21 protein-coding genes and 3 tRNA genes are annotated in these 18343 nt (G+C 65.4%); 15 read left to right on the plus strand and 9 right to left on the minus strand.

Annotated elements, in window-relative coordinates:
• Positions 1-19: 19 nt before the first annotated feature.
• Positions 20-274: a hypothetical protein gene (locus CTP10_RS04120; protein WP_147316181.1), complete on the minus strand. Its 255-nt coding sequence runs from the start codon at positions 272-274 to the stop codon at positions 20-22.
• 351 nt (positions 275-625) lie between these two features.
• On the opposite strand from CTP10_RS04120, the gene CTP10_RS04125 reads away from it, so the two are divergent.
• The 5 genes from CTP10_RS04125 to CTP10_RS04145 are packed head-to-tail and all read left to right on the plus strand — an operon-like array spanning position 626 to position 4571.
• Entirely contained in the window at positions 626-1342 is a 717-nt protein-coding gene (locus CTP10_RS04125) for an ABC transporter permease (RefSeq protein WP_116317451.1), read from the plus strand.
• Positions 1343-1376: 34 nt separating this feature from the next.
• A complete protein-coding gene (locus tag CTP10_RS04130; protein WP_116317452.1) occupies positions 1377-2318 on the plus strand; it encodes a glycine betaine ABC transporter substrate-binding protein in 942 nt (313 codons plus the stop codon).
• 10 nt (positions 2319-2328) lie between these two features.
• The gene (locus CTP10_RS04135; protein WP_116317453.1) at positions 2329-2979 is read left to right on the plus strand and encodes an ABC transporter permease; all 651 of its coding nucleotides are present in this window, start codon (positions 2329-2331) and stop codon (positions 2977-2979) included.
• A complete protein-coding gene (locus tag CTP10_RS04140; protein WP_116317454.1) occupies positions 2976-4151 on the plus strand; it encodes an osmoprotectant ABC transporter ATP-binding protein OsmV in 1176 nt (391 codons plus the stop codon). Before CTP10_RS04135 ends, CTP10_RS04140 begins: the two co-directional genes overlap by 4 nt.
• 45 nt (positions 4152-4196) lie before the next feature.
• Positions 4197-4571 carry a hypothetical protein gene (locus CTP10_RS04145; RefSeq protein ID WP_116317455.1) on the plus strand — a complete coding sequence of 125 codons (375 nt, stop codon included), beginning with the start codon at positions 4197-4199 and terminating at the stop codon, positions 4569-4571.
• Positions 4572-4614: 43 nt separating this feature from the next.
• Here the strand turns inward: CTP10_RS04145 and CTP10_RS04150 are convergent.
• A tRNA-Ser gene (locus CTP10_RS04150) sits at positions 4615-4704 on the minus strand.
• A 285-nt stretch (positions 4705-4989) separates the two neighbouring features.
• Between CTP10_RS04150 and CTP10_RS04155 the strand changes: the two genes are divergently transcribed.
• Positions 4990-5496: a glycine zipper 2TM domain-containing protein gene (locus tag CTP10_RS04155; RefSeq protein WP_116317456.1), complete on the plus strand. Its 507-nt coding sequence runs from the start codon at positions 4990-4992 to the stop codon at positions 5494-5496.
• 78 nt (positions 5497-5574) lie between these two features.
• On the opposite strand, the gene hemW is transcribed toward CTP10_RS04155, so the two are convergent.
• From hemW to CTP10_RS04180, 5 genes are all read right to left on the minus strand, one after another.
• Positions 5575-6822, minus strand: a complete 1248-nt coding sequence (gene hemW, locus CTP10_RS04160; protein ID WP_116317457.1) for a radical SAM family heme chaperone HemW — start codon at positions 6820-6822, stop codon at positions 5575-5577.
• Complete coding sequence (rdgB, locus tag CTP10_RS04165) at positions 6819-7436, minus strand: RdgB/HAM1 family non-canonical purine NTP pyrophosphatase (RefSeq protein ID WP_116317458.1); 618 nt, start codon at positions 7434-7436, stop codon at positions 6819-6821. Before rdgB ends, hemW begins: the two co-directional genes overlap by 4 nt.
• Before the next feature lie 14 nt (positions 7437-7450).
• On the minus strand, positions 7451-8170 hold the full coding sequence (gene rph, locus CTP10_RS04170) for a ribonuclease PH (protein ID WP_116317459.1): 720 nt from the start codon (positions 8168-8170) through the stop codon (positions 7451-7453).
• Between the two features lie 137 nt (positions 8171-8307).
• Positions 8308-9222, minus strand: a complete 915-nt coding sequence (locus CTP10_RS04175) for a PP2C family protein-serine/threonine phosphatase (RefSeq protein ID WP_116317460.1) — start codon at positions 9220-9222, stop codon at positions 8308-8310.
• A 55-nt stretch (positions 9223-9277) separates the two neighbouring features.
• Positions 9278-10318 carry a serine/threonine protein kinase gene (locus CTP10_RS04180; RefSeq protein WP_116317461.1) on the minus strand — a complete coding sequence of 347 codons (1041 nt, stop codon included), beginning with the start codon at positions 10316-10318 and terminating at the stop codon, positions 9278-9280.
• Between the two features lie 216 nt (positions 10319-10534).
• Between CTP10_RS04180 and CTP10_RS04185 the strand changes: the two genes are divergently transcribed.
• The 4 genes from CTP10_RS04185 to CTP10_RS04200 all read left to right on the plus strand — a co-directional run bounded on the left by CTP10_RS04185 (position 10535) and on the right by CTP10_RS04200 (position 15112).
• A complete protein-coding gene (locus CTP10_RS04185) occupies positions 10535-11470 on the plus strand; it encodes a YicC/YloC family endoribonuclease (RefSeq protein ID WP_116317462.1) in 936 nt (311 codons plus the stop codon).
• A gap of 57 nt (positions 11471-11527) precedes the next feature.
• On the plus strand, positions 11528-12190 hold the full coding sequence (gene gmk, locus CTP10_RS04190; RefSeq protein ID WP_116317463.1) for a guanylate kinase: 663 nt from the start codon (positions 11528-11530) through the stop codon (positions 12188-12190).
• A 95-nt stretch (positions 12191-12285) separates the two neighbouring features.
• The gene (gene rpoZ, locus CTP10_RS04195) at positions 12286-12489 is read left to right on the plus strand and encodes a DNA-directed RNA polymerase subunit omega (RefSeq protein ID WP_006578656.1); all 204 of its coding nucleotides are present in this window, start codon (positions 12286-12288) and stop codon (positions 12487-12489) included.
• A gap of 91 nt (positions 12490-12580) precedes the next feature.
• Positions 12581-15112, plus strand: coding sequence for a RelA/SpoT family protein (locus CTP10_RS04200; protein ID WP_233527954.1), 2532 nt, complete (start codon positions 12581-12583; stop codon positions 15110-15112).
• Positions 15113-15229: 117 nt separating this feature from the next.
• Here the strand turns inward: CTP10_RS04200 and greB are convergent, their stop codons facing one another.
• Positions 15230-15793, minus strand: coding sequence for a transcription elongation factor GreB (greB, locus tag CTP10_RS04205; protein ID WP_116317464.1), 564 nt, complete (start codon positions 15791-15793; stop codon positions 15230-15232).
• A gap of 134 nt (positions 15794-15927) precedes the next feature.
• On the opposite strand from greB, the gene CTP10_RS04210 reads away from it, so the two are divergent.
• From CTP10_RS04210 to CTP10_RS04225, 4 genes are all read left to right on the plus strand, one after another.
• Positions 15928-16004 (plus strand) — tRNA-Arg (locus CTP10_RS04210).
• A gap of 232 nt (positions 16005-16236) precedes the next feature.
• Complete coding sequence (locus CTP10_RS04215; protein ID WP_116317465.1) at positions 16237-16497, plus strand: hypothetical protein; 261 nt, start codon at positions 16237-16239, stop codon at positions 16495-16497.
• Positions 16498-16667: 170 nt separating this feature from the next.
• The gene (locus CTP10_RS04220) at positions 16668-16907 is read left to right on the plus strand and encodes a hypothetical protein (protein ID WP_116317466.1); all 240 of its coding nucleotides are present in this window, start codon (positions 16668-16670) and stop codon (positions 16905-16907) included.
• A gap of 78 nt (positions 16908-16985) precedes the next feature.
• Positions 16986-17061 (plus strand) — tRNA-Met (locus CTP10_RS04225).
• 135 nt (positions 17062-17196) lie between these two features.
• Here CTP10_RS04225 and CTP10_RS04230 read toward each other — a convergent pair.
• Positions 17197-17478 carry a hypothetical protein gene (locus CTP10_RS04230; RefSeq protein ID WP_116317467.1) on the minus strand — a complete coding sequence of 94 codons (282 nt, stop codon included), beginning with the start codon at positions 17476-17478 and terminating at the stop codon, positions 17197-17199.
• A gap of 180 nt (positions 17479-17658) precedes the next feature.
• Here CTP10_RS04230 and CTP10_RS04235 point away from each other — a divergent pair, with 180 nt between their 5' ends.
• Positions 17659-18342 (plus strand): Fe2+-dependent dioxygenase, encoded by a 684-nt coding sequence (locus tag CTP10_RS04235; RefSeq protein ID WP_116317468.1) that lies wholly within the window; start codon positions 17659-17661, stop codon positions 18340-18342.
• Position 18343 lies beyond the last annotated feature (1 nt).

Here is an 18343-nt window from a genome sequence, read left to right on the forward strand (position 1 = left end):
TTTCAGCTACCCCGTCAATTTAGTGGTTTGGCAGGGAAAGAGTAGAGGGCGGGAAGGCAACAGATTGTTCCATCCATAGGTCGATGCCTCCGGCCTCAGCAATCGAATTTGGAACACTGCAACAGCCGAAACCGGCCCCGGCGACCGGTGTCGGGAACGCCTCACGAAAGCATAAAATTGCCGCCAAATGGCCGCCGGAAAGCGGGAAGATGACAAGATCGATGAAGATCGCTATAATAGCGCTCTCTTTGTCATCCGTTGATGTGAATTGCAAGGTGGCCGAATCCGCGCCAGCCCTTGCCAGTCAACGGCCAATGGATCGGCGGCGCGTCGAAAAACCTCAATACCTGCGCTGCCACTGGCCAACTGGTCGCCACGCTTAAGCGTCGCCGGCTGCGCCGCTTCAGGGAATGTCCGGCCGCATGCCGGCATCCCGTCAATCGGGCTCCACCGCCGACGGCGGAAGGGCCCACAGACCGTCCGCCGGCACTCCTGCCGGTCATGGCGGCAAGGCAATCTGAACCGGGCCGGTGGCGCCTCTATCTCCGAAACCACCAGCCCTATTGTTTTCCGTTGTCGAAAAGTGGCGTCTTGCTCTCTTTTCTGGCCCGGAAGAGGGGAGAGTATGTCAAAGCAATCGGCCCGGTCTTTCGCCTGGGCAGGACTGACGCTTGCCGCGATCGCCGCATTGGTCGCGTGGATTGGCGTCGATGTGATTCAGAAATATCAGGAACGCCTGCTGTACGACGTGGCTGACCATCTGCGCCTGGTGGCGATGTCGATGTCGCTGGCGCTGGCCACCGGCATCCCGGCGGGGATCGCGCTGAGCCGGCCGTGCATGCGCCGTTGGGCCGACCGGCTGATGCAGGTCTTCAACGTCGGCAACACGGTGCCCTCGCTGGCGGTGCTGGCGCTGGCACTGGCGGTGCTCGGCATCGGCGAGCGTCCGGCGATCCTGGCGCTGTGGCTGGCCTCGCTGCTGCCGATCGTGCGCAATACCTACGAAGGGCTGCGCAATGTCTCGCCCACGCTGCTGGAAGCGGCACGCGGTATCGGCATGACGCCGGTGCAGCGGCTGGTGCGCGTGGAATTGCCGAATGCGCTGCCGGTGATGCTGGCCGGCATCCGCATCGCGCTGGTGATCAACGTCGGCACCGTGCCGCTGTCGTTCCTGATCGGCGCCAACAGCCTGGGCGAACTGATTTTCCCGGGCATTTACCTGAACAACCAGTCGCTGCTGCTGCTGGGCGCGGCCGCCACCGCGCTGCTGGCGCTGGCGCTGGACGCGCTGTTCGCCGCTGCCGGCCAGATGTACCTGCGCCGCCGCGGCCTGGCGCGCTGATCCGCTGACCAAGGGGGCCGACATGAAAGACCCAATGCAATTCATCCGCCGCCGTGCGCGGCGCGCCGCGATGCTGGTGGCAGCCGTCACCGCGTTCGCGGCAGGCCTGGCGCTGGCCACGGCGCCCGAGGTGCACGCGGCCGATGCCGGCGCAGCGCCGATCCGCGTGGGCGGCAAGAACTTCACCGAGCAGTTGCTGCTGTCGTCGATGACGTCGAAGTACCTGCGCGCCAAGGGCTTCACCACCGAGCTGACCGCTGGCCTGGGCAGTACGCTGATGCGCCAGGCCATGGAAAGCAACCAGCTCGACGTGGTCTGGGACTACACCGGGACCGCGCTGATCGTGTTCAACAAGGTCCAGGAAAAGCTGGGCGCGAAAGAAAGCTATGAGCGCGTCAAGCAGATGGACGGCGCGCGCGGGCTGGTGTGGCTGGATGCCTCCAACATCAACAACACCTATGCACTGGCGATGCCGAAGGAACGCGCTGGCAAAGGCGTGGCCACGCTGTCGGCGTTTGCCGAGCAGATGCGCAAGGCCGGCCCCGATGCCAGCCACCCGTTCGCTGTCGACATGGAATTCGCCGCGCGCCCGGATGGCCTGGAGCCGCTCAAGGAGTTGTACAAGCTGCCGTTCTCGCGCCGCGACGTGATCCAGCTCGACCCGGGCCTGGTCTACACCGCGCTGAAGAACAACCAGGTGGAACTGGGGCTGGTCTACGCCACCGATGGCCGCGTCAAGGGCTTTGACTTGGTGCTGCTGGAAGACGACCTGCATTTCTTCCCGCCTTACAACGCGGTGCCGGTGGTGCGCAAGCCGTTGCTCGACAAGCATCCGGAACTGGCGGGCCTGCTCAACGCGCTGGCGGTCAAGCTCGACAACGAGAGCATGACCGACATGAACTACAAGGTGGACATCGGCCAGCAGCCGGTGGACAAGGTCGCGGAGGACTTCCTGCGCAGCCACGGACTGATCTGAGGAGGGCCGCATGGACTTGTTCACTTACCTGCAGCACAGCTGGCCCACGCTGCTGAAGATGACCGGCGAGCATCTCGCGCTGGTCGGCTCGGCGGTGGGGCTGGCAATCCTGATCGGGGTGCCGCTCGGCGTCGTGATCACGCGCTTCCGCGCACTGGCCACGCCGCTGCTGGCACTGGCGACGATCGTGCTGACGCTGCCGTCGATCGCGCTGTTCGGGCTGATGATCCCGATCTTTGCGCGCTTCGGCCATGCGCTGGGGTATGTGCCGGCGGTGACGGCGGTATTCCTGTACTCGCTGCTGCCGATCATGCGCAACACCTACACCGCGCTGGCCAATGTCGACCCCGGCATCCAGGAAGCGGGCCGCGGCATCGGCATGACCACCTGGCAACGGATGCGGCTGGTCGACCTGCCGCTGGCCGTGCCGGTGATCCTCGGCGGCGTGCGTACCGCCGTCGTGATGAATATCGGGGTTGCCACCATTGCCGCCATCATCGGCGCGGGTGGCCTCGGGGTGCTGATCCTGCAAGCGATCAGCCAGAGCAACATGAGCAAGCTGGCCGTGGGCGCGGTCCTGGTCAGCCTGCTCGCCATCGTGGCGGACGCTTTCCTGCAGTGGTTGCAGCGGGCGCTGACGCCGAAGGGGATCCGTCTATGATCGAACTCGACCAACTCACCAAGTCCTTCCCGCAAAAGAACGGCGCTGAAGTGCGCGCGGTGGATGCCGTGTCGCTCAAGGTGCCAAGCGGCGAGATCTGCGTCTTCCTCGGCCCGTCAGGCTGCGGCAAGACCACCACGCTAAAGATGATCAACCGGCTGATCGAGCCGACTTCGGGCACGGTGCGCATCGAGGGCGAGGACACGCGCGGCATCGACGGCGTGACCCTGCGCCGCAAGATTGGCTACGTGATCCAGCAGATCGGCCTGTTCCCCAACATGACCATCGAAGAGAACATCATGGTGGTGCCGCGACTGCTCGGCTGGGACAAGAAGCAATGCCGCGAGCGCGCGCGCGAACTGATGGCGATGGTGCAGCTCGATCCCAACCTGATGCTCGGCCGCTATCCGCGCGAGCTGTCGGGCGGGCAGCAGCAGCGCATTGGCGTGATCCGCGCGCTGGCGGCCGATGCGCCGGTATTGCTGATGGACGAACCGTTCGGCGCGGTCGACCCGATCAACCGGGAAAGCATCCAGAACGAGTTCCTGCAGATGCAGCGCCAGCTCGGCAAGACCGTGATCATGGTTTCGCACGATATCGATGAAGCGATCAAGCTGGCCGACAAGGTCGCGGTGTTCCGCCGTGGCAAGCTGGTGCAGTTCGACCACCCCGATGCGCTGCTGGCGCATCCGGCCGATGAGTTCGTGCAGGCCTTCGTCGGCCACGACAACACGCTCAAGCGCCTGCTGCTGGTGCGCGCCGGCGACGCCGCCACCATGCCGCCGAGCTGCCGCCCTGACATGCCGCTGGCCGAAGCGCTGGGCGTGATGGACGATGCCGACGTGCGCCACCTGCCGGTGGTGGACGACGCGCAGCGCGCGTTGGGGTACGTCACGCGTCGCGACGCGCGCTCGGGCAAGGGCGTGTGCAGCGAGGTGATGCGTCCGTTCGCGGTGACCGCGGCGTTCGACGAGCACCTGCGCATCGTGCTGTCGCGCATGTACCAGCACAACACCAGCTGGCTGCCGGTGATGGGTGCGGATGGCGACTACCTGGGTGAAGTGACGCAGGAATCGATCGCCGGCTACCTCAGCTCCGGCCGTTCGCGCGGCCAGTCGGCGCTGGCAATGCCGGCGGTCGCCGCGCCGGCGCCGCTGCGCGCCGCGGCCTGAGGGCAGGGCAAGGCAGGGCGCGAGCATCCGGGCTATGCTTGACGCATGCTCCGCTACTGCCGCTCTCCGCTCTGCCTGGTCGTCGAAACCCGCTGGCTGATCCCGCGCGGCTTTGACGGCTTTACGCCTGGCCCACTGATCCTGCTGCGGCCCGGCGCCAGCGATGCGCTGATCGAACACGAAAAGGTCCACGTGCGCCAGTTCTGGCGCAGCTGGGGGCTGATGGGCGTGCTGTATCTCGCCAGCCGGCGCTGGCGGCTGCGCTATGAGGTGGAGGCGTACCGGGAGCAACTGCGGTACTGCCACCCGGACTCGGCACACGCATTTGCGCGCGTGCTGGCGCAGAAGTACCGGCTGAAAATTTCAGAGGCCGAAGCCTACCGGTTGCTGACGCAGTGTCCGGAATCGACTTCCAAATAAGAACGGCCCGCACCGGTTGCCTGGTGCGGGCCGTCTTGCTGTCTGGCGGAAGCGGTGAGATTCGAACTCACGGATGGGTCACCCCATCGGCAGTTTTCAAGACTGCTGCCTTAAACCACTCGGCCACGCTTCCGGAAAGTGCGGGCATTGTAGCGCGAAAGGGCGGATCCTTCGGCGCCTTGTTGCCATCGACCTGACGGTCAGGCCGCGCATTATACAAGGCCTGCGTGGCAGCGGGTGGCCTGCGCTGCAATGAACCTGCGTGCGTAAGCTTCCTGCCACACCGCGGGCCGGTGGCTGTCGGCGTCTGTCTGACATCGCGGAACCTTCACATGTGGTCGTCGCTCATATTGGTGTGCCCGGGGGCGCGGTGTGTGCCGCATTCCCGGCTTCGCCTGGCAACAGAGGAGAACTCAATATGCGAATGCAAAGCAAGAAATGGCTGGTTCTGCCAGCCGCCGCCGCGGTGGCGGTTCTGGCTGGTTGTGCTGCGCCGTACGGCGGCGGCTACAGCAATACCGGATACAACACGGCGCCGCCTCCGGGCTACCAGACGCCCAATAGCACGCAGGCGCCTGCCGGTTCGGTGTACTACGGCCGCGTGGAATCGATCGAGCCGATCACCTCCACGCAAGGCAGTTCGGGCCTGCTCGGCACGGTCATCGGCGGTGCCGCCGGCGGCCTGCTGGGACACCAGGTCGGCGGCGGGCGCGGGCAGACCGCGGCCACCATCGGTGGTGCCGTGGTCGGCGCGGTGGCGGGCAACCAGATCGAGAAGCGTGCGGGCAGCAATACGCAGAACGCGTATCGCGTCAACGTGCGCCTGGACGATGGCCGCGTCGCGACCGTGACGCAGTCGAGCCTGGGCAACCTGCAAGTGGGCATGCGTGCGCGCGTGGCCAACGACATGGCGACGGCGTATTGACGCTGGTTTCCGTGCGGAAAGAGAAAGGCCACGTGTTTGCGTGGCCTTTTTTCTTGATGATACCGCTCCGTCCGCAACTCAGTCCTTCAGGAACATCTCCTGCAGGTCATTGAGAAAGCGCCGCCCAAGCTCCGTCGGACGGATAGTGGTCAGGTCCGCTTCCAGCAATCCCTTCTTCTCCGCTTCGGCCAGTTGCTTGCTGATGGTATGCAGCGGCAGCCCGGTATGGTCCTGGAAGCTCGATGCCGGCACGCCATCGGTGAGCCGCAGCGCATTGAGCATGAACTCGAACGGCAACTCGTCCGCGCTCACGTCGCGCGCTTCCTGCAAGGCATTGCCGGCAAGTGCCTGCGCCATGTACGTAGCCGGGTGCTTGTGCCGCATCTGGCGCAGGATGCGGTGCGGGAACGACAGCTTGCCGTGCGCGCCCGCGCCGACGCCAAGGTAGTCCCCAAACCGCCAGTAGTTGAGGTTGTGGCGCGCCTCGCGATGCGCCTTGGCATAGGCCGACGTCTCGTAATGGCGATAGCCCGCCTCGGCCGTGCGTGCCTCGATCAGGTCCTGCATCTCGTACGCGCTGTCGTCGTCCGGCAGCGCTGGCGGGTACTTGGCGAACAGCGTGTTTGGCTCCAGCGTCAGGTGGTATAGCGACAGGTGCGTCGTGCCGTACGACAGCGCGGTCTCCAGGTCCTGGCGGCACTCGTCCATCGTCTGGCCCGGCAGGGCGTACATCACGTCGAGGTTGATGTTGTCGAAACTCGCCTGCGCGATATCGATCGCCTTGCGCGCTTCGGCGCTGCCGTGGATGCGGCCGAGCGCCTGCAGGTGCCGGTCGTTGAAGCTCTGGATGCCGATCGACAGCCGGTTGATGCCGCTGGCGCGGTAGCTGGCGAACTTGTCGGCCTCGAAGGTGCCGGGGTTGGCCTCCATCGTGATCTCGGCATCCGCATCGAGCGGCAGCAAGGCGCGGATATCGGACAGCAGGCGGTCCATGCCGGCTGCCGACAGCAAGCTGGGCGTGCCGCCGCCGATAAAGACGGTATGCACAGGGCGGCCCCACACCAGCGGCAGCGATTGCTCCAGGTCCGCGCGCAGCGCGTCCAGGTAGATCTCTTCCGGGATCTCGTGGTTGTCGGCGCCCGGCGCGGCGTGCGAATTGAAATCGCAATACGGGCACTTGCGCACGCACCACGGGATATGCACGTACAGCGACAGCGGCGGCGAGCCGGGCAGGCTGATCTGCCCGGGCTTGAGCCACAATTGCTTGCTGTCGACAGGAGAAACAGCGGCCGGTGCCGCACTGCCGGCCGGTACGATCGGGATCATCGGCCGTAGCGCTGCGCGGCGTCGGCCTGCAGCCGGACCACCAGTGCGCGCAGAGCCTGCGCGCGGTGGCTGACCGCGTTCTTCTCTTCTGCCGACAGTTCGGCGGCAGTCTTGCCCAGCCCCGGCAGCAGGAAATGCGGATCGTAGCCAAAGCCGCCAGCGCCGCGAGGCGCGTCGACGACCTCGCCATGCCACACGCCCTCGGCGATCAGCGGACAGGGATCCTCGGCATGGCGCACGAACACCAGCACGCAATAGTAGTGCGCGTGGCGGTCCAGCTTGCCGGCCAGTTGCGACACCAGGTGCGCGTTGTTGGCCGCGTCCGACTTGGGCTTGCCGGCCATCTGCGCGTAGCGCGCCGAATAGACGCCTGGGGCGCCGCCGAGCGCGCGCGCGCTGATGCCGGAATCATCGGCCAGCGCGGGCAGGCCGGACAGCCGGCTGGCGTGGCGCGCCTTGGTCAGCGCGTTCTCGACAAAGGTGACGAAGGGCTCTTCGGCCTCGGGAATGCCCAGGTCGCCCTGCGGCACCACATCGAAACCGAGCGGGGCCAGCAGCGTGCCGAACTCGCGCAGCTTGCCGGCGTTGTTGGAGGCGAGTACCAGTCGTTGCATCGTCGGATCCTGCTTCAGGCCAATCCAAGTGCGTCGCGCTGGTGCTGCACCAGGCGGGCGATGCCGGCTTCGGCAAGGCGCGTCATGGCGTCCAGGTCGGCGCGGCTGAAGGGCACGCCTTCGGCGGTGCCCTGCACCTCGACAAAGCCGCCGCTGCCGGTCATGACCACGTTCATGTCGGTGTCGCAGTTGCTGTCCTCGGCGTAGTCCAGGTCCAGCACCGGCACGCCGTCGACCATGCCGACCGAGACCGCGGCCACGTGGTCGCGGATCGGGCTGGCCGAGATCAGGCCAGCGCGCAGCATGGTGGCAACCGCATCGTGCGCGGCGACAAAGGCGCCGGTGATGGCCGCGGTGCGGGTGCCGCCGTCGGCCTGCAGCACGTCGCAGTCGAGGTGGATAGTGTGCTCGCCCAGCGCCGCCAGGTCGAACACCGAGCGCATGGCGCGGCCGATCAGGCGCTGGATTTCCTGCGTGCGCCCGGTCTGCTTGCCGCGCGCGGCCTCGCGGTCCGAGCGGGTGTGGGTGGCGCGGGGCAGCATGCCGTATTCGGCCGTGACCCAGCCTTCGCCGCTGCCTTTCTTGTGCGGCGGCACCTTGGCCAGCACGCTGGCGGTGCAGAGCACCTTGGTGTCGCCAAAGGCACACAGAACGGAGCCTTCGGCATGGCGGGTGTAGTGGCGGGTAAGGCTGATGGAACGCAGCGCATCGGCTGCGCGGCCGCTGGGTCGCATGGGATAAATGGGTTGGAATCGGGGGAGAGAACGCGATTCTAACGCCGCCGGGCCGTGCGCGCTGCATGCCGGGGCTATCGTTGGGACGCGGTGACGGATAAAAGCCGCCTCGGGCGAACCAGCCTCGGCGAACCAGGTCAGCGCATCAGGTTGCTGGTCTTGTCGATCGCCGCGCGGATCTCGGCGATCGAGCGCTCGATTTCTTCCTCCGACAGCAGGTCGCTATCGGTGCCGGTGCGGTCCAGGATCGAGGTGGTAAACGCATTCAGCGGCAGCGTATCGGTCATCACCGAATCGGGCCCGGTAGTGTTGTTGTCGAGCTCCCACATCATGGCGATGCCGGTGGTGTTGTCGGCACCTTCGCCAGCGTTCTGCAGCGCCAGCTCGATCAGCGCCGGCACCGCCTGCACCACCGACAGCCGCGACAGCTTGTCGACCAGCGCCTGCTCGTCCAGCGGCCCCCACAGGCCGTCGGAGCAGAGCAGGGCGATGTCGCCCGGCTCCAGCCGCACCGGGCCGCCCAGGTCGATCAGCGGCAGGTTGGGCGAGCCCAGGCAGTTGTAGAGCTTGTTGCGCTCGGGGTGGTTGGCCACGTGCATCGGCAGCACGCGTTCCTGCTGCAGCAGGTTTTCGATCTTGGAATGGTCGCGCGTGCGCGTCAGCAGGCGGCCCTTGCGCAACAGGTAGTAGCGCGAATCGCCGGCATGCGCCCAGTAGACCTGGCCGTGCTGTACCAGGCAGCAGACCACCGTGGTACGCGGCACGTCGGCCATGCGGTTGGCTTCCGCATAGCGGTGGATCTCGCGGTGCGCCAGCATGATGGTGTCCTGCAGGAACTCCGCGGGATTGCGCACCACCGGGCGCGCCTGCGCCTGGAACTGGCGCGCCAGCGTCTGCAGCGCCTGCTGGGCGGCCACCTCGCCGTGCGCATGGCCGCCCAGTCCGTCGGCCAGCACCATCAGCAGCGCGTCACGCGTGAAGCAATAGCCCATGCGGTCCTGGTTGACACGGCGGCCGCCTTTCCTGCTTTCCTGGTAGACAGAGAATCGCATGTTGGCTTTGGAAATTCAGTAAGGTCATCGCGCCACGGCGGGCGCGATTTGTGATTTATTCTACGCTCGCGCCCGGGGCCGGCTCGTCGCGGCGGCGCAGCAGCGTGAGGAAGCGTGAAGCCGGGGCAGGGCGCTCGGTTGCAGGAGCCGGCGGCGCTGCCGCCAGCATTGCCTGCTCGCTCAGCGCGTTGGTCTGCTCGCGCAACTCCTTTTGCAGCCGGAACACGCTTTGCGGCCGCTCCGACGGCGCCAGCCGCAGGCACCATTCGACCAGGTCGACCAGGCCGTTGGTATAGCTGCTGCGCAGCCGCACCAGCGCCTCGGCCATGCGGTCGTCCTTCTCGCGCTGGTTGGCTTCCTGTGGCGGCATGCCGGCCATGCAGGCATAAAGCGTGGCCCCCAGGCTGTAGATATCGGTCCAGGGACCCAGGTCGGAATGCTTGCCGTACAGCTCGGGCGCGGCGAAGCCGGGGGTGTACATCGGCTGGAAGCGCGCCGCTTCCATGGTCAGCGTCTGCCGCGCGGCGCCGAAATCCAGCAGGATCGGCGACTCGTCCTCGCGCAGGTAGATGTTGCCGGGCTTGATGTCCAGGTGCAGCAGCTTGTGGATATGCACCTCGCGCAGGCCGCTCATCAGGTCGTGGAAGACCTTGCGCATGAAATGCTCGCGCAGCACCTTGGCGCGGCCCTGCTGCCGGGCGGCCAGCACGTGCTCCTGCAGCGTCTTGCCCAGCTCGTAGTTCATCACCATGTAGACCGTGGCGTTCTCGCGGAAGAAATTCACCACGCGCACCACGCTGGGATGGGAAATGCGGGCCAGCGAGCGGCCCTCTTCAAAGAAATACTTCAGTCCGAGCCGGAATGCCGCGGCGTTTTCCTCGGGCACCACGGGGATCAGTTCGCCCGGATTGCGCCGCGCCAGCGACGATGGCAGGTACTCCTTGATCGCGACCGGCGCGCCGGTTTCATCGGTGGCGAGGTAGACGAAACTGAACCCCCCGCTGGCCAACTTCTTTACAATACGATAGTTGGACAACAGCGTGCCGACGGGCAGCGGTGCACTCTTCAGTTGTGTCGTGCCCTTGGACTCTGTCATGGGAATAGGGGCCGGATTTGCCTCAGCGGATGACTCCGCAGATTTGCCAACGGATTGTCCGGGCTAATCGGTCACTTGTAAAGAACACAAATACGGGCATTGTTGCCCTCCTTTCAACGTTTTGAGAGCGCTCCGGCATCCGGTTGCGGGAGGCTCGAGGAGGGCGCCTGCGGGCCGCCAGCGCCCCAGGGCCGCCTCCACTCACGAGAACATCCAATGATCCACAGCATGACAGGCTATGGCCTGGCGACGCGCCAGGCGCCACTGACCAACGCACAGGGCGAGCCGAGCGGGCGCACCGCCTCCGTTTCGGTGGAATTCCGCACTGTCAATTCGCGTTTCCTCGACCTGTTGTTCCGGGCCCCGGAAGAGTGCCGCGCCTTTGAGCCGGCGCTGCGCGAGATGCTGATGGCCGAACTGTCGCGCGGCAAGCTGGAATGCCGCATCAACCTGCAGCGCACCGATTCGGGCGGCGCCACGCTGGCGCTCAACGACGGCCTGCTGGGGCAGATCCGCGCGCTCGAAACCACCGTGGCCGGCACCTTCCCCAGCGCGGGCACGCTGCGCATGGGCGAGATCCTGCGCTGGCCGGGCGTGCTGGTCGAGCCCGAGCTGTCGCAGGAAGCCCTGCGCGAAGCAGTGACCGGCGCCGCGCGAGAGGCGCTGGACCAGCTGCTCGAAGCGCGCCGCCGCGAGGGCGAGGCGCTCAAGGCGACGCTGATGGAGCGCGTCGATGCCATGCTGGCGATCGTCGAGCGCCTGACGCCGGCGATCCCGCAACTGATCGCGCACCACCAGCAGAAGCTGACCGAGCGCCTGCAGGAAGCGTTCAACCTGGCCGCGCCCACCGGCATGCCGTCGATGAGCCGCGACGAGATCGCGGAGCGCATCCGTCAGGAAGCCACCGTCTACGGCATCCGCATCGACATCGCCGAAGAGCTGTCGCGGCTGCAGGCACACCTGAACGAGACCCGCCATATCCTGAAGAAGGGCGGGCAGGTCGGCAAGCGCCTCGATTTCATGATGCAGGAGCTGAACCGCGAGGCCAACACGCTCGGTTCCAAGGCCGCGGCCAAGGAACTGGCCGATGCCTCGATGGAGCTCAAGCTGCTGATCGAGCAGATGCGCGAGCAGGTCCAGAACCTCGAATAACGCAGCAAAGCATCAGAATCACCCCGAGAATTACCCCGAAGTTACCGAATCATCATCATGAGCCAAACGTCCCAAACCGCGCCGCATCCTCCCATCGACACCGTCTACCCGGGCAACCTGTTCATGGTGGTGGCGCCGTCGGGAGCCGGCAAGTCGACGCTGGTCAACGCGCTGCTGGCGCAGGACCCGGCCATCCGCCTGTCGATCTCGCATACCACGCGCGCGCCGCGCCCGGGCGAGCAGAATGGCCGCGAATACCACTTCGTCAACGTCGATGCCTTCCGCGCGGCGCGTGACCGCGGCGAGTTCCTGGAGTGGGCCGAGGTCCACGGCAACTACTACGCGACCTCGCGCGTGTGGATCGAGCAGCAGATGGCGCAAGGCAACGACGTGCTGCTCGAGATCGACTGGCAGGGCGCGCAGCAGGTGCACCAGCGCTTCTCCAACGCGGTCGAGATCTTTATCCTGCCGCCGTCGCTGACCGCGCTGGAAGAGCGCCTGAAGAAGCGCGGCCAGGACGAGCCCAACGTGATCGTGCGCCGCCTGCTGGCCGCGGGCAGTGAGATGTCCCATGCGTCGGAGTCGGACTACGTCATCATCAACGAGGTCTTCGACAATGCGCTGGAAGAGCTGCGCAACGTGGTTCGGGCCACCCGTTTGCGCTTTTCGTCGCAGAAGGCACGGCACGCGGAGCTGTTTATCGAGCTCGGTATCCACTGAGCCGAGGCACGTGCGCGGAGGCGCCGCCGGCGTTTTCCGCCGCGTGCTGTAAAATGGCATCCCAACACAAGGTTTTGTCCCAAGGTGGATTTGATATGGCGCGTATTACCGTCGAAGATTGTCTGAAACACATCCCGAATCGTTTCGAGCTCGCCCTGGCGGCCACGTACCGTGCGCGCCAGCTGGTGCAGGGCCACACGCCCAAGGTCGAGGCCAAGGACAAGCCGACCGTGGTGGCACTGCGCGAGATCGCGTCGGGCCAGGTCGGCATCGAGATGCTGAAGAAAGTCCCGACCTGATCGACCCGATCGAGCGGCCGGCCCATGGTTCATCCTCGCAACGTGCCAGCATATTTCCAGGCTCTCCAGCCGGATTCCAGGGGCCGCCGCCATGCCTTCGCCGCATCTGCCCTCCCAGCCTTCCTCTCCGCCGACGCCCGCGGCAGGCGCGCTCGGCGATGCGGCGCCGCCCACGGCGCGTAAGCGCACCATCCCGGGCCAGTCTTCCGTGAACGCGCGCACCGGCGCTCCCAATCTTCCCGATCCGCTCGGCGACGACGTCGTCGGGGAGCGTGCCGTCGCGCCGGCGCTGGCGCCGGGCAAGGCGAGGGCGCCCGCGCTGCAGGACGAACTGGCGGCAGTGCAGGAAGCGGCGCCTCCGGTGGCGGACAGTCTGTTTATCGATGCAGTGCTGGCGCAGTCATACCGGCACTTCTTCGGCCCGACCTCGCAGCCGGCGGTGCCGCCGCGCCAGCAGGTCATTTCCATCACCCGGCTGATGGAAAAGCTCGCGTACCTGAAGGCGCCCGACCTGGCGCGCGTACGCGAGGCCTTCCAGTTTTCCGACGAGGCCCACCTGGGCCAGTACCGCCAGAGCGGCGAGCCCTACATCACCCATCCGGTGGCGGTGGCGGAGCTGTGCGCGGACTGGAAGCTGGACGTGCAGTCCATCATGGCGGCGCTGCTGCACGACGTGATGGAAGACCAGGGCATCACCAAGAGCGAACTGGCCGAGAAATTCGGGCCCAAGGTTTCCGAACTGGTCGACGGGCTGACCAAGCTGGACAAGCTTGAGTTCCAGAGCCGCGAGCAGGCGCAGGCGGAGAGCTTCCGCAAGATGCTGCTGGCGATGGCGCGCGACGTGCGCGTGATCCTGGTGAAACTGGCCGACCGTACGCACAACATGCGCACGCTCGACTTCGTGCCGCCGGAGAAGCGCCGCCGCATCGCGCTGGAGACCATGGAGATCTATGCGCCGATCGCGCACCGTCTCGGTCTCAACACGATCTACCGCGAGCTGCAGGAACTGTCGTTCAAGGTCGGCTCGCCGTTCCGCTACGCCACGCTGGAAAAGGCCGTCAAGGCCGCTCGCGGCAACCGGCGCGAAGTGGTCAAGCGGATCCTGGAAGCCGCGCAGAAGTCGCTGGCCGATGCCGGCATCGTTGCCGAACTCTCCGGCCGCGAAAAAACGCTTTACAGCATCTATCGCAAGATGCACGACAAGCAGCTGTCGTTCTCGCAGGTGCTGGACGTGTACGGTTTCCGCGTGGTGGTGGAAACGCAGATGCATTGCTATATGGCGATGGGCGCGCTGCATGGCCTGTACAAGCCGATGCCCGGCAAGTTCAAGGACTACATCGCGATCCCCAAGATCAACGGCTACCAGTCGCTGCACACCACGCTGGTCGGCCCGTTCGGCACGCCGGTGGAGTTCCAGATCCGCACGCGCGACATGCACCAGATCGCCGAGGCCGGCGTGGCCGCGCACTGGATGTACAAGCACCAGGCCGACCACGCCAACGATATCCAGCAGCAGGCGCACCAGTGGCTGCAGTCGCTGCTCGACATCCAGAGCCAGACCGGCGATTCGCAGGAATTCCTCGAGCACGTCAAGATCGACCTGTTTCCGGATGCGGTCTACGTGTTTACGCCCAAGGGGCATATCCGCGCGCTGCCGCGCGGCGCCACCGCGCTGGACTTTGCCTACGCGGTGCACAGCGACCTGGGCAACCAGTGCGTCGCGGTCAAGATCAACAACGAGCTGCTGCCGCTGCGCACCGAGCTCAAGAGCGGCGATATCGTCGAGGTGGTGACGGCGCCGTACTCCAAGCCGAATCCGGCGTGGCTGTCGTTCGTGCGCACCGGCAAGGCGCGCGCGGCGATCCGCCATTACCTGAAGACCACCAAGCTGGACGAGGCGATCCAGCTCGGCGAGCGGCTGCTCGAACAATCCGCGCGCCAGCTCGGCATCGAGCTGAAGGCCGTGCCGCAGTCGGTGTGGGACCGCATGATCCAGTGGACCGGCAACAAGCAGCGCGAAGACATCTTCGCCGACCTGGCGCTGGGCCGGCGCGTGCCGGCGGTAGTGGCCAAGCGCATGGAGATCCTGCTGCAGGAGCTGTCCGGCGACGTCGACAGCGCGCTGCTGGCGGCGGTGCAGACCTTTGCCGGCGAAGAAGCGCCTGCGGTGCCGATCACCGGCGACGAAGGCATGTCGATGATCTTCTCGGCATGCTGCCGCCCGATCCCCGGCGATTCGATCGTCGGTTACCTGGGCAAGGGCGAAGGGCTGCAGATCCACGTGCAGGACTGCAAGATCGCCAAGCGCCTGCACAGCAAGGATCCGGAGCACTGGATCGACGTGATGTGGGCCAAGAAGACCACGCGGGCCTTCGACGTGTCGATCAAGGTGATGGTGCGCAACGTCAAGGGTATCGTCGCGCGCGTCGCCGCGGACCTGACCGCGGCCGATGCCAACGTCGCGCACGTGGCGATGGAGCAGCAGGACGGCAGCCACCAGGAAGCCACCTACATGCAGTTCATCATCCAGGTGCAGAACCGCCTGCACCTGGCCAACGTGATGCGCGGGCTGCGCCGCAACCCCGACGTCATCCGCATCTTCCGCGACCGCAACGACGGCTAGGCGGGCGTTTTTAGGACGGCCCTGGCGTCGTTGTGCGGCCTTGCCGTACTACTTGGACTGTCTGCGGCCGCGCGCTCCTGGCCAGGGCCGCCCTGACACGCCCGCCCACTGGTTCACTTATTGTTTCTCTGACGGGTAGCTGACTTCCAGGATATCGATCTGCTCGACCCCGGCCGGCGTGCGCAGCGGCACGGTGTCGCCCTCGCGCGCCTTGATCAGCGCCTTGGCGATCGGCGAGATCCAGCTGACGCGGTTGCTGTCCAGGTCGACTTCGTCCATACCCACGATGGTGATGGTGGTTTCTTCGCCGGCGCGGTTGGCGTAAGTGACGGTGGCGCCGAAAAAGATCTGGTCGTTGTCGCCCTGCAATGAGGGATCGACCACCTCGGCCTTGTCCAGGCGCCGCGTCAGGAAGCGGATGCGCCGGTCGATCTCGCGCAGCCGCTTCTTGCCGTAGAGGTAATCGCCATTTTCCGAGCGGTCGCCGTTGGATGCGGCCCACGAGACGATCTGCACCACATCGGGCCGGTCGACGTCGATCAACTGCATCAGCTCATTGCGCAGGCGGTTGTAGCCATCGGCTGTGATGTAGTTCTTGGTGCCGGGAGGCAGCGGCGTTGCGCCTTCGGGAAGGTCGTCGTCCTCGTCGCCAGAGGACTCTTTGACAAATGCCTTGTTCATGGTCCGGATCACATCTTCGGGTTCTCATTATAGAAAAACACTGCCGACAGGCCGCACTTCGCGAAAAGAAGAGAAAAAAGTGTCGAAGGGGGTTCACAAATCTGAAATCTCAGATATAATCTCTTTTCTCGAGTGCGGCTGTAGCTCAGTTGGATAGAGTACTTGGCTACGAACCAAGGGGTCGTGGGTTCGAATCCTGCCAGCCGCGCCACCTATGTAGTAAGAAAAGGGCTTCCGGAAACGGAAGCCCTTTTTGTTTTTCTGCTTTCCTTCCCCCAGCCGATCGCGTCGCGTGGGCCGTCAGGCCGATGCCTGCTTCGCTTCCCCCCTTTGTCGCCCTTACGCCGACAGCGCTTTTGCTGCGCCACGGCTTGCGCGCGCACGTGCCGCCTCCTAGGCTCGAAGCAGCAGGCGAAGCACGCCGACCCTCCGGAGCAATGGGTATGGAAAACGACTGGCGCGTCGAGCAGTACCGCGACATGGATGTCTACGTGCTGGTGTCGCCGCAGGGCGAGAGCACTATCGGCCGATGGGGCTATGAAGTCCGCGTGGCGCAGGAGGGGGCAGATCCTGCCGACGCGGGCGACATCGAAGCGCTGGCGAGTGGCGCGCAGCAGTTCGCCACGCGTCACGCTGCGGAAGTGGCTGCTTTCGGTGCCGGTTATGCGCTGGTGGACCGGATGCTCGGGCCGCCGCCGGAGTGATGCCCGGGCGGGCCACATGCGCGGCTATTGCCAACGGCGCAATGGCATATATCACACGATGATCAATCGACCTTGACCGGGATCATTTTTGATCCGGACCGGTATTCCTACGCTGGATTTGGAAGCGAGCGACGTCTTGCTCGCCGTTGCAGCAGAAGGAGTGCCCCGCCATGCCTGAATTCGAAGGCTACAAGGTCGTCTATGAAGTGATTGCGCTGCCCAAGCGCAAATGGGCTATCTTTATCGAAGTCATTCGCCGCAGAGATGGCATTGTCGTCGCCGGGCGGCATAACCCGTTCCCCAACCACGCGTTCGACACCAAGCTCGAGGCGCTTGAGCAGGTGAATCGCTCCATCGGGGTACTGCTTGCCGCGCACGAGGCCGATGGCAACACCACGCCTCGCGCATGAGCGCGCCAGCGATTCCACGATGAGCAGAGAAAAGACTTGCCAGATGCGCACAAGTGCTGCATAATCTTTTTCTTCGGACGCGGGGTGGAGCAGTTGGCAGCTCGTCGGGCTCATAACCCGAAGGTCGCAGGTTCAAGTCCTGCCCCCGCAACCAACGCCTTTCGCGGCATTCGCCGCAATCCTTCAAGGTGTTGTTCTCAAGGCCGTCCGGCCTGATTTATTCCCTGCTACGAACTGAACCTGAACCGCGAACTTCCGCGATGATCGCGCGCGTGGTGCTTGCTCGCCGTCAGGCCGGCAATCGTTGCGCTGCCTGCAGGAAGGTATTGCGCACCAGTGCCTGGTCTTCGCGCTCGGCCGCTTCCGCTCGCTCGCGCAACCGCTTGGCCAGCACCGCCAGCGTGCCTTGTGCCTGCGGACCACCGGCGGCCTGGCATTTGGCGACCGCTTCGCGCATCACGGCATCGAGCTCGGCACCGACATCGGCACCGTCGAAGGCGCTCACCGACAGGGCTGAAATTCGTTCCAGGTAGAGATTGACCAGCGCTTCGTCGTGTAGCGGTTCGGACATGGCTTCTCCTAGGCGATAACGGAAACACAAAAACCATTGTAGTGGAGGCGGCGCCTGCACAAGATCAAACAGTAATGATTCTTGTTCGAGTCATGCCAGGGTTCACCTACAATACGCGTTCGCGACGCGTTCGTCCGGCGTGCGCGCTTTCCCCATTCTTGCCCAAAGGTTGTCGCCACCATGTTGCTGCAGATTCCCGACGTACTCTCCAAGGACCAGGTGGCGCAGGTGCGGCAGGTCATCGATGCCGCACCGTGGACTGACGGCAATGAAACTTCGGGCTACCAGTCGGCGCTGGCCAAGCGCAACCTGCAGCTGCCCGAGGGCTCGCCCGCGGCGCGGCAGGTTGGCGACCTGATCCAGGATGCGCTGGGAAACAACGCGTTGTTCTTCTCGGCGGCATTGCCGCTGAAGGTTTATCCGCCGCTGTTCAACCGCTACGAGGGCGGCCACACCTTTGCCAACCATGTCGACAATGCGATCCGCTACCTGCGCGGCACCAGCTTCCGCATCCGCAGCGACCTGTCGGCAACGCTGTTCCTGACCGAGCCGGACCAGTACGACGGCGGCGAGCTGGTGATCGAGGACACTTACGGCCAGCAACGCGTGAAGCTGCCGGCCGGGCATATGGTGCTGTACCCGGCCACCAGCATCCACCACGTGACGCCGGTCACGCGCGGCGCGCGGGTGTCGTCGTTCTTCTGGATACAGAGCATGGTGCGCGACGACGGCAAGCGTTCGCTGCTGTTCGAGATGGACGGGCGCATTCGCCAGACGGCGCAGGAACTCGGCCAGTCGCATGAAGCCGTGATCGGCCTGACCGGCGTCTATCACAACCTGCTGCGCCGCTGGGCGGACGCCTGAA

This window comes from Cupriavidus sp. P-10 (assembly GCF_003402535.2).
GTDB lineage: Bacteria > Pseudomonadota > Gammaproteobacteria > Burkholderiales > Burkholderiaceae > Cupriavidus.

Excerpts from the sequence above, each read along its gene's own strand:
- CTP10_RS04180 (WP_116317461.1), bottom strand. The coding sequence starts at position 10,318 with ATGACAGAGTCCAAGGGCACGACACAACTGAAGAGTGCACCGCTGCCC.
- rph (WP_116317459.1), bottom strand. The coding sequence starts at position 8,170 with ATGCGACCCAGCGGCCGCGCAGCCGATGCGCTGCGTTCCATCAGCCTT.
- CTP10_RS04145 (WP_116317455.1), top strand. The coding sequence starts at position 4,197 with ATGCTCCGCTACTGCCGCTCTCCGCTCTGCCTGGTCGTCGAAACCCGC.
- CTP10_RS04130 (WP_116317452.1), top strand. The coding sequence starts at position 1,377 with ATGCAATTCATCCGCCGCCGTGCGCGGCGCGCCGCGATGCTGGTGGCA.
- rdgB (WP_116317458.1), bottom strand. The coding sequence starts at position 7,436 with ATGCAACGACTGGTACTCGCCTCCAACAACGCCGGCAAGCTGCGCGAG.
- CTP10_RS04200 (WP_233527954.1), top strand. The coding sequence starts at position 12,581 with ATGCCTTCGCCGCATCTGCCCTCCCAGCCTTCCTCTCCGCCGACGCCC.
- greB (WP_116317464.1), bottom strand. The coding sequence starts at position 15,793 with ATGAACAAGGCATTTGTCAAAGAGTCCTCTGGCGACGAGGACGACGAC.
- gmk (WP_116317463.1), top strand. The coding sequence starts at position 11,528 with ATGAGCCAAACGTCCCAAACCGCGCCGCATCCTCCCATCGACACCGTC.
- CTP10_RS04220 (WP_116317466.1), top strand. The coding sequence starts at position 16,668 with ATGCCTGAATTCGAAGGCTACAAGGTCGTCTATGAAGTGATTGCGCTG.
- CTP10_RS04140 (WP_116317454.1), top strand. The coding sequence starts at position 2,976 with ATGATCGAACTCGACCAACTCACCAAGTCCTTCCCGCAAAAGAACGGC.
- CTP10_RS04235 (WP_116317468.1), top strand. The coding sequence starts at position 17,659 with ATGTTGCTGCAGATTCCCGACGTACTCTCCAAGGACCAGGTGGCGCAG.
- rpoZ (WP_006578656.1), top strand. The coding sequence starts at position 12,286 with ATGGCGCGTATTACCGTCGAAGATTGTCTGAAACACATCCCGAATCGT.
- CTP10_RS04215 (WP_116317465.1), top strand. The coding sequence starts at position 16,237 with ATGGAAAACGACTGGCGCGTCGAGCAGTACCGCGACATGGATGTCTAC.
- hemW (WP_116317457.1), bottom strand. The coding sequence starts at position 6,822 with ATGATCCCGATCGTACCGGCCGGCAGTGCGGCACCGGCCGCTGTTTCT.
- CTP10_RS04135 (WP_116317453.1), top strand. The coding sequence starts at position 2,329 with ATGGACTTGTTCACTTACCTGCAGCACAGCTGGCCCACGCTGCTGAAG.
- CTP10_RS04175 (WP_116317460.1), bottom strand. The coding sequence starts at position 9,222 with ATGCGATTCTCTGTCTACCAGGAAAGCAGGAAAGGCGGCCGCCGTGTC.
- CTP10_RS04230 (WP_116317467.1), bottom strand. The coding sequence starts at position 17,478 with ATGTCCGAACCGCTACACGACGAAGCGCTGGTCAATCTCTACCTGGAA.
- CTP10_RS04125 (WP_116317451.1), top strand. The coding sequence starts at position 626 with ATGTCAAAGCAATCGGCCCGGTCTTTCGCCTGGGCAGGACTGACGCTT.
- CTP10_RS04185 (WP_116317462.1), top strand. The coding sequence starts at position 10,535 with ATGATCCACAGCATGACAGGCTATGGCCTGGCGACGCGCCAGGCGCCA.
- CTP10_RS04155 (WP_116317456.1), top strand. The coding sequence starts at position 4,990 with ATGCGAATGCAAAGCAAGAAATGGCTGGTTCTGCCAGCCGCCGCCGCG.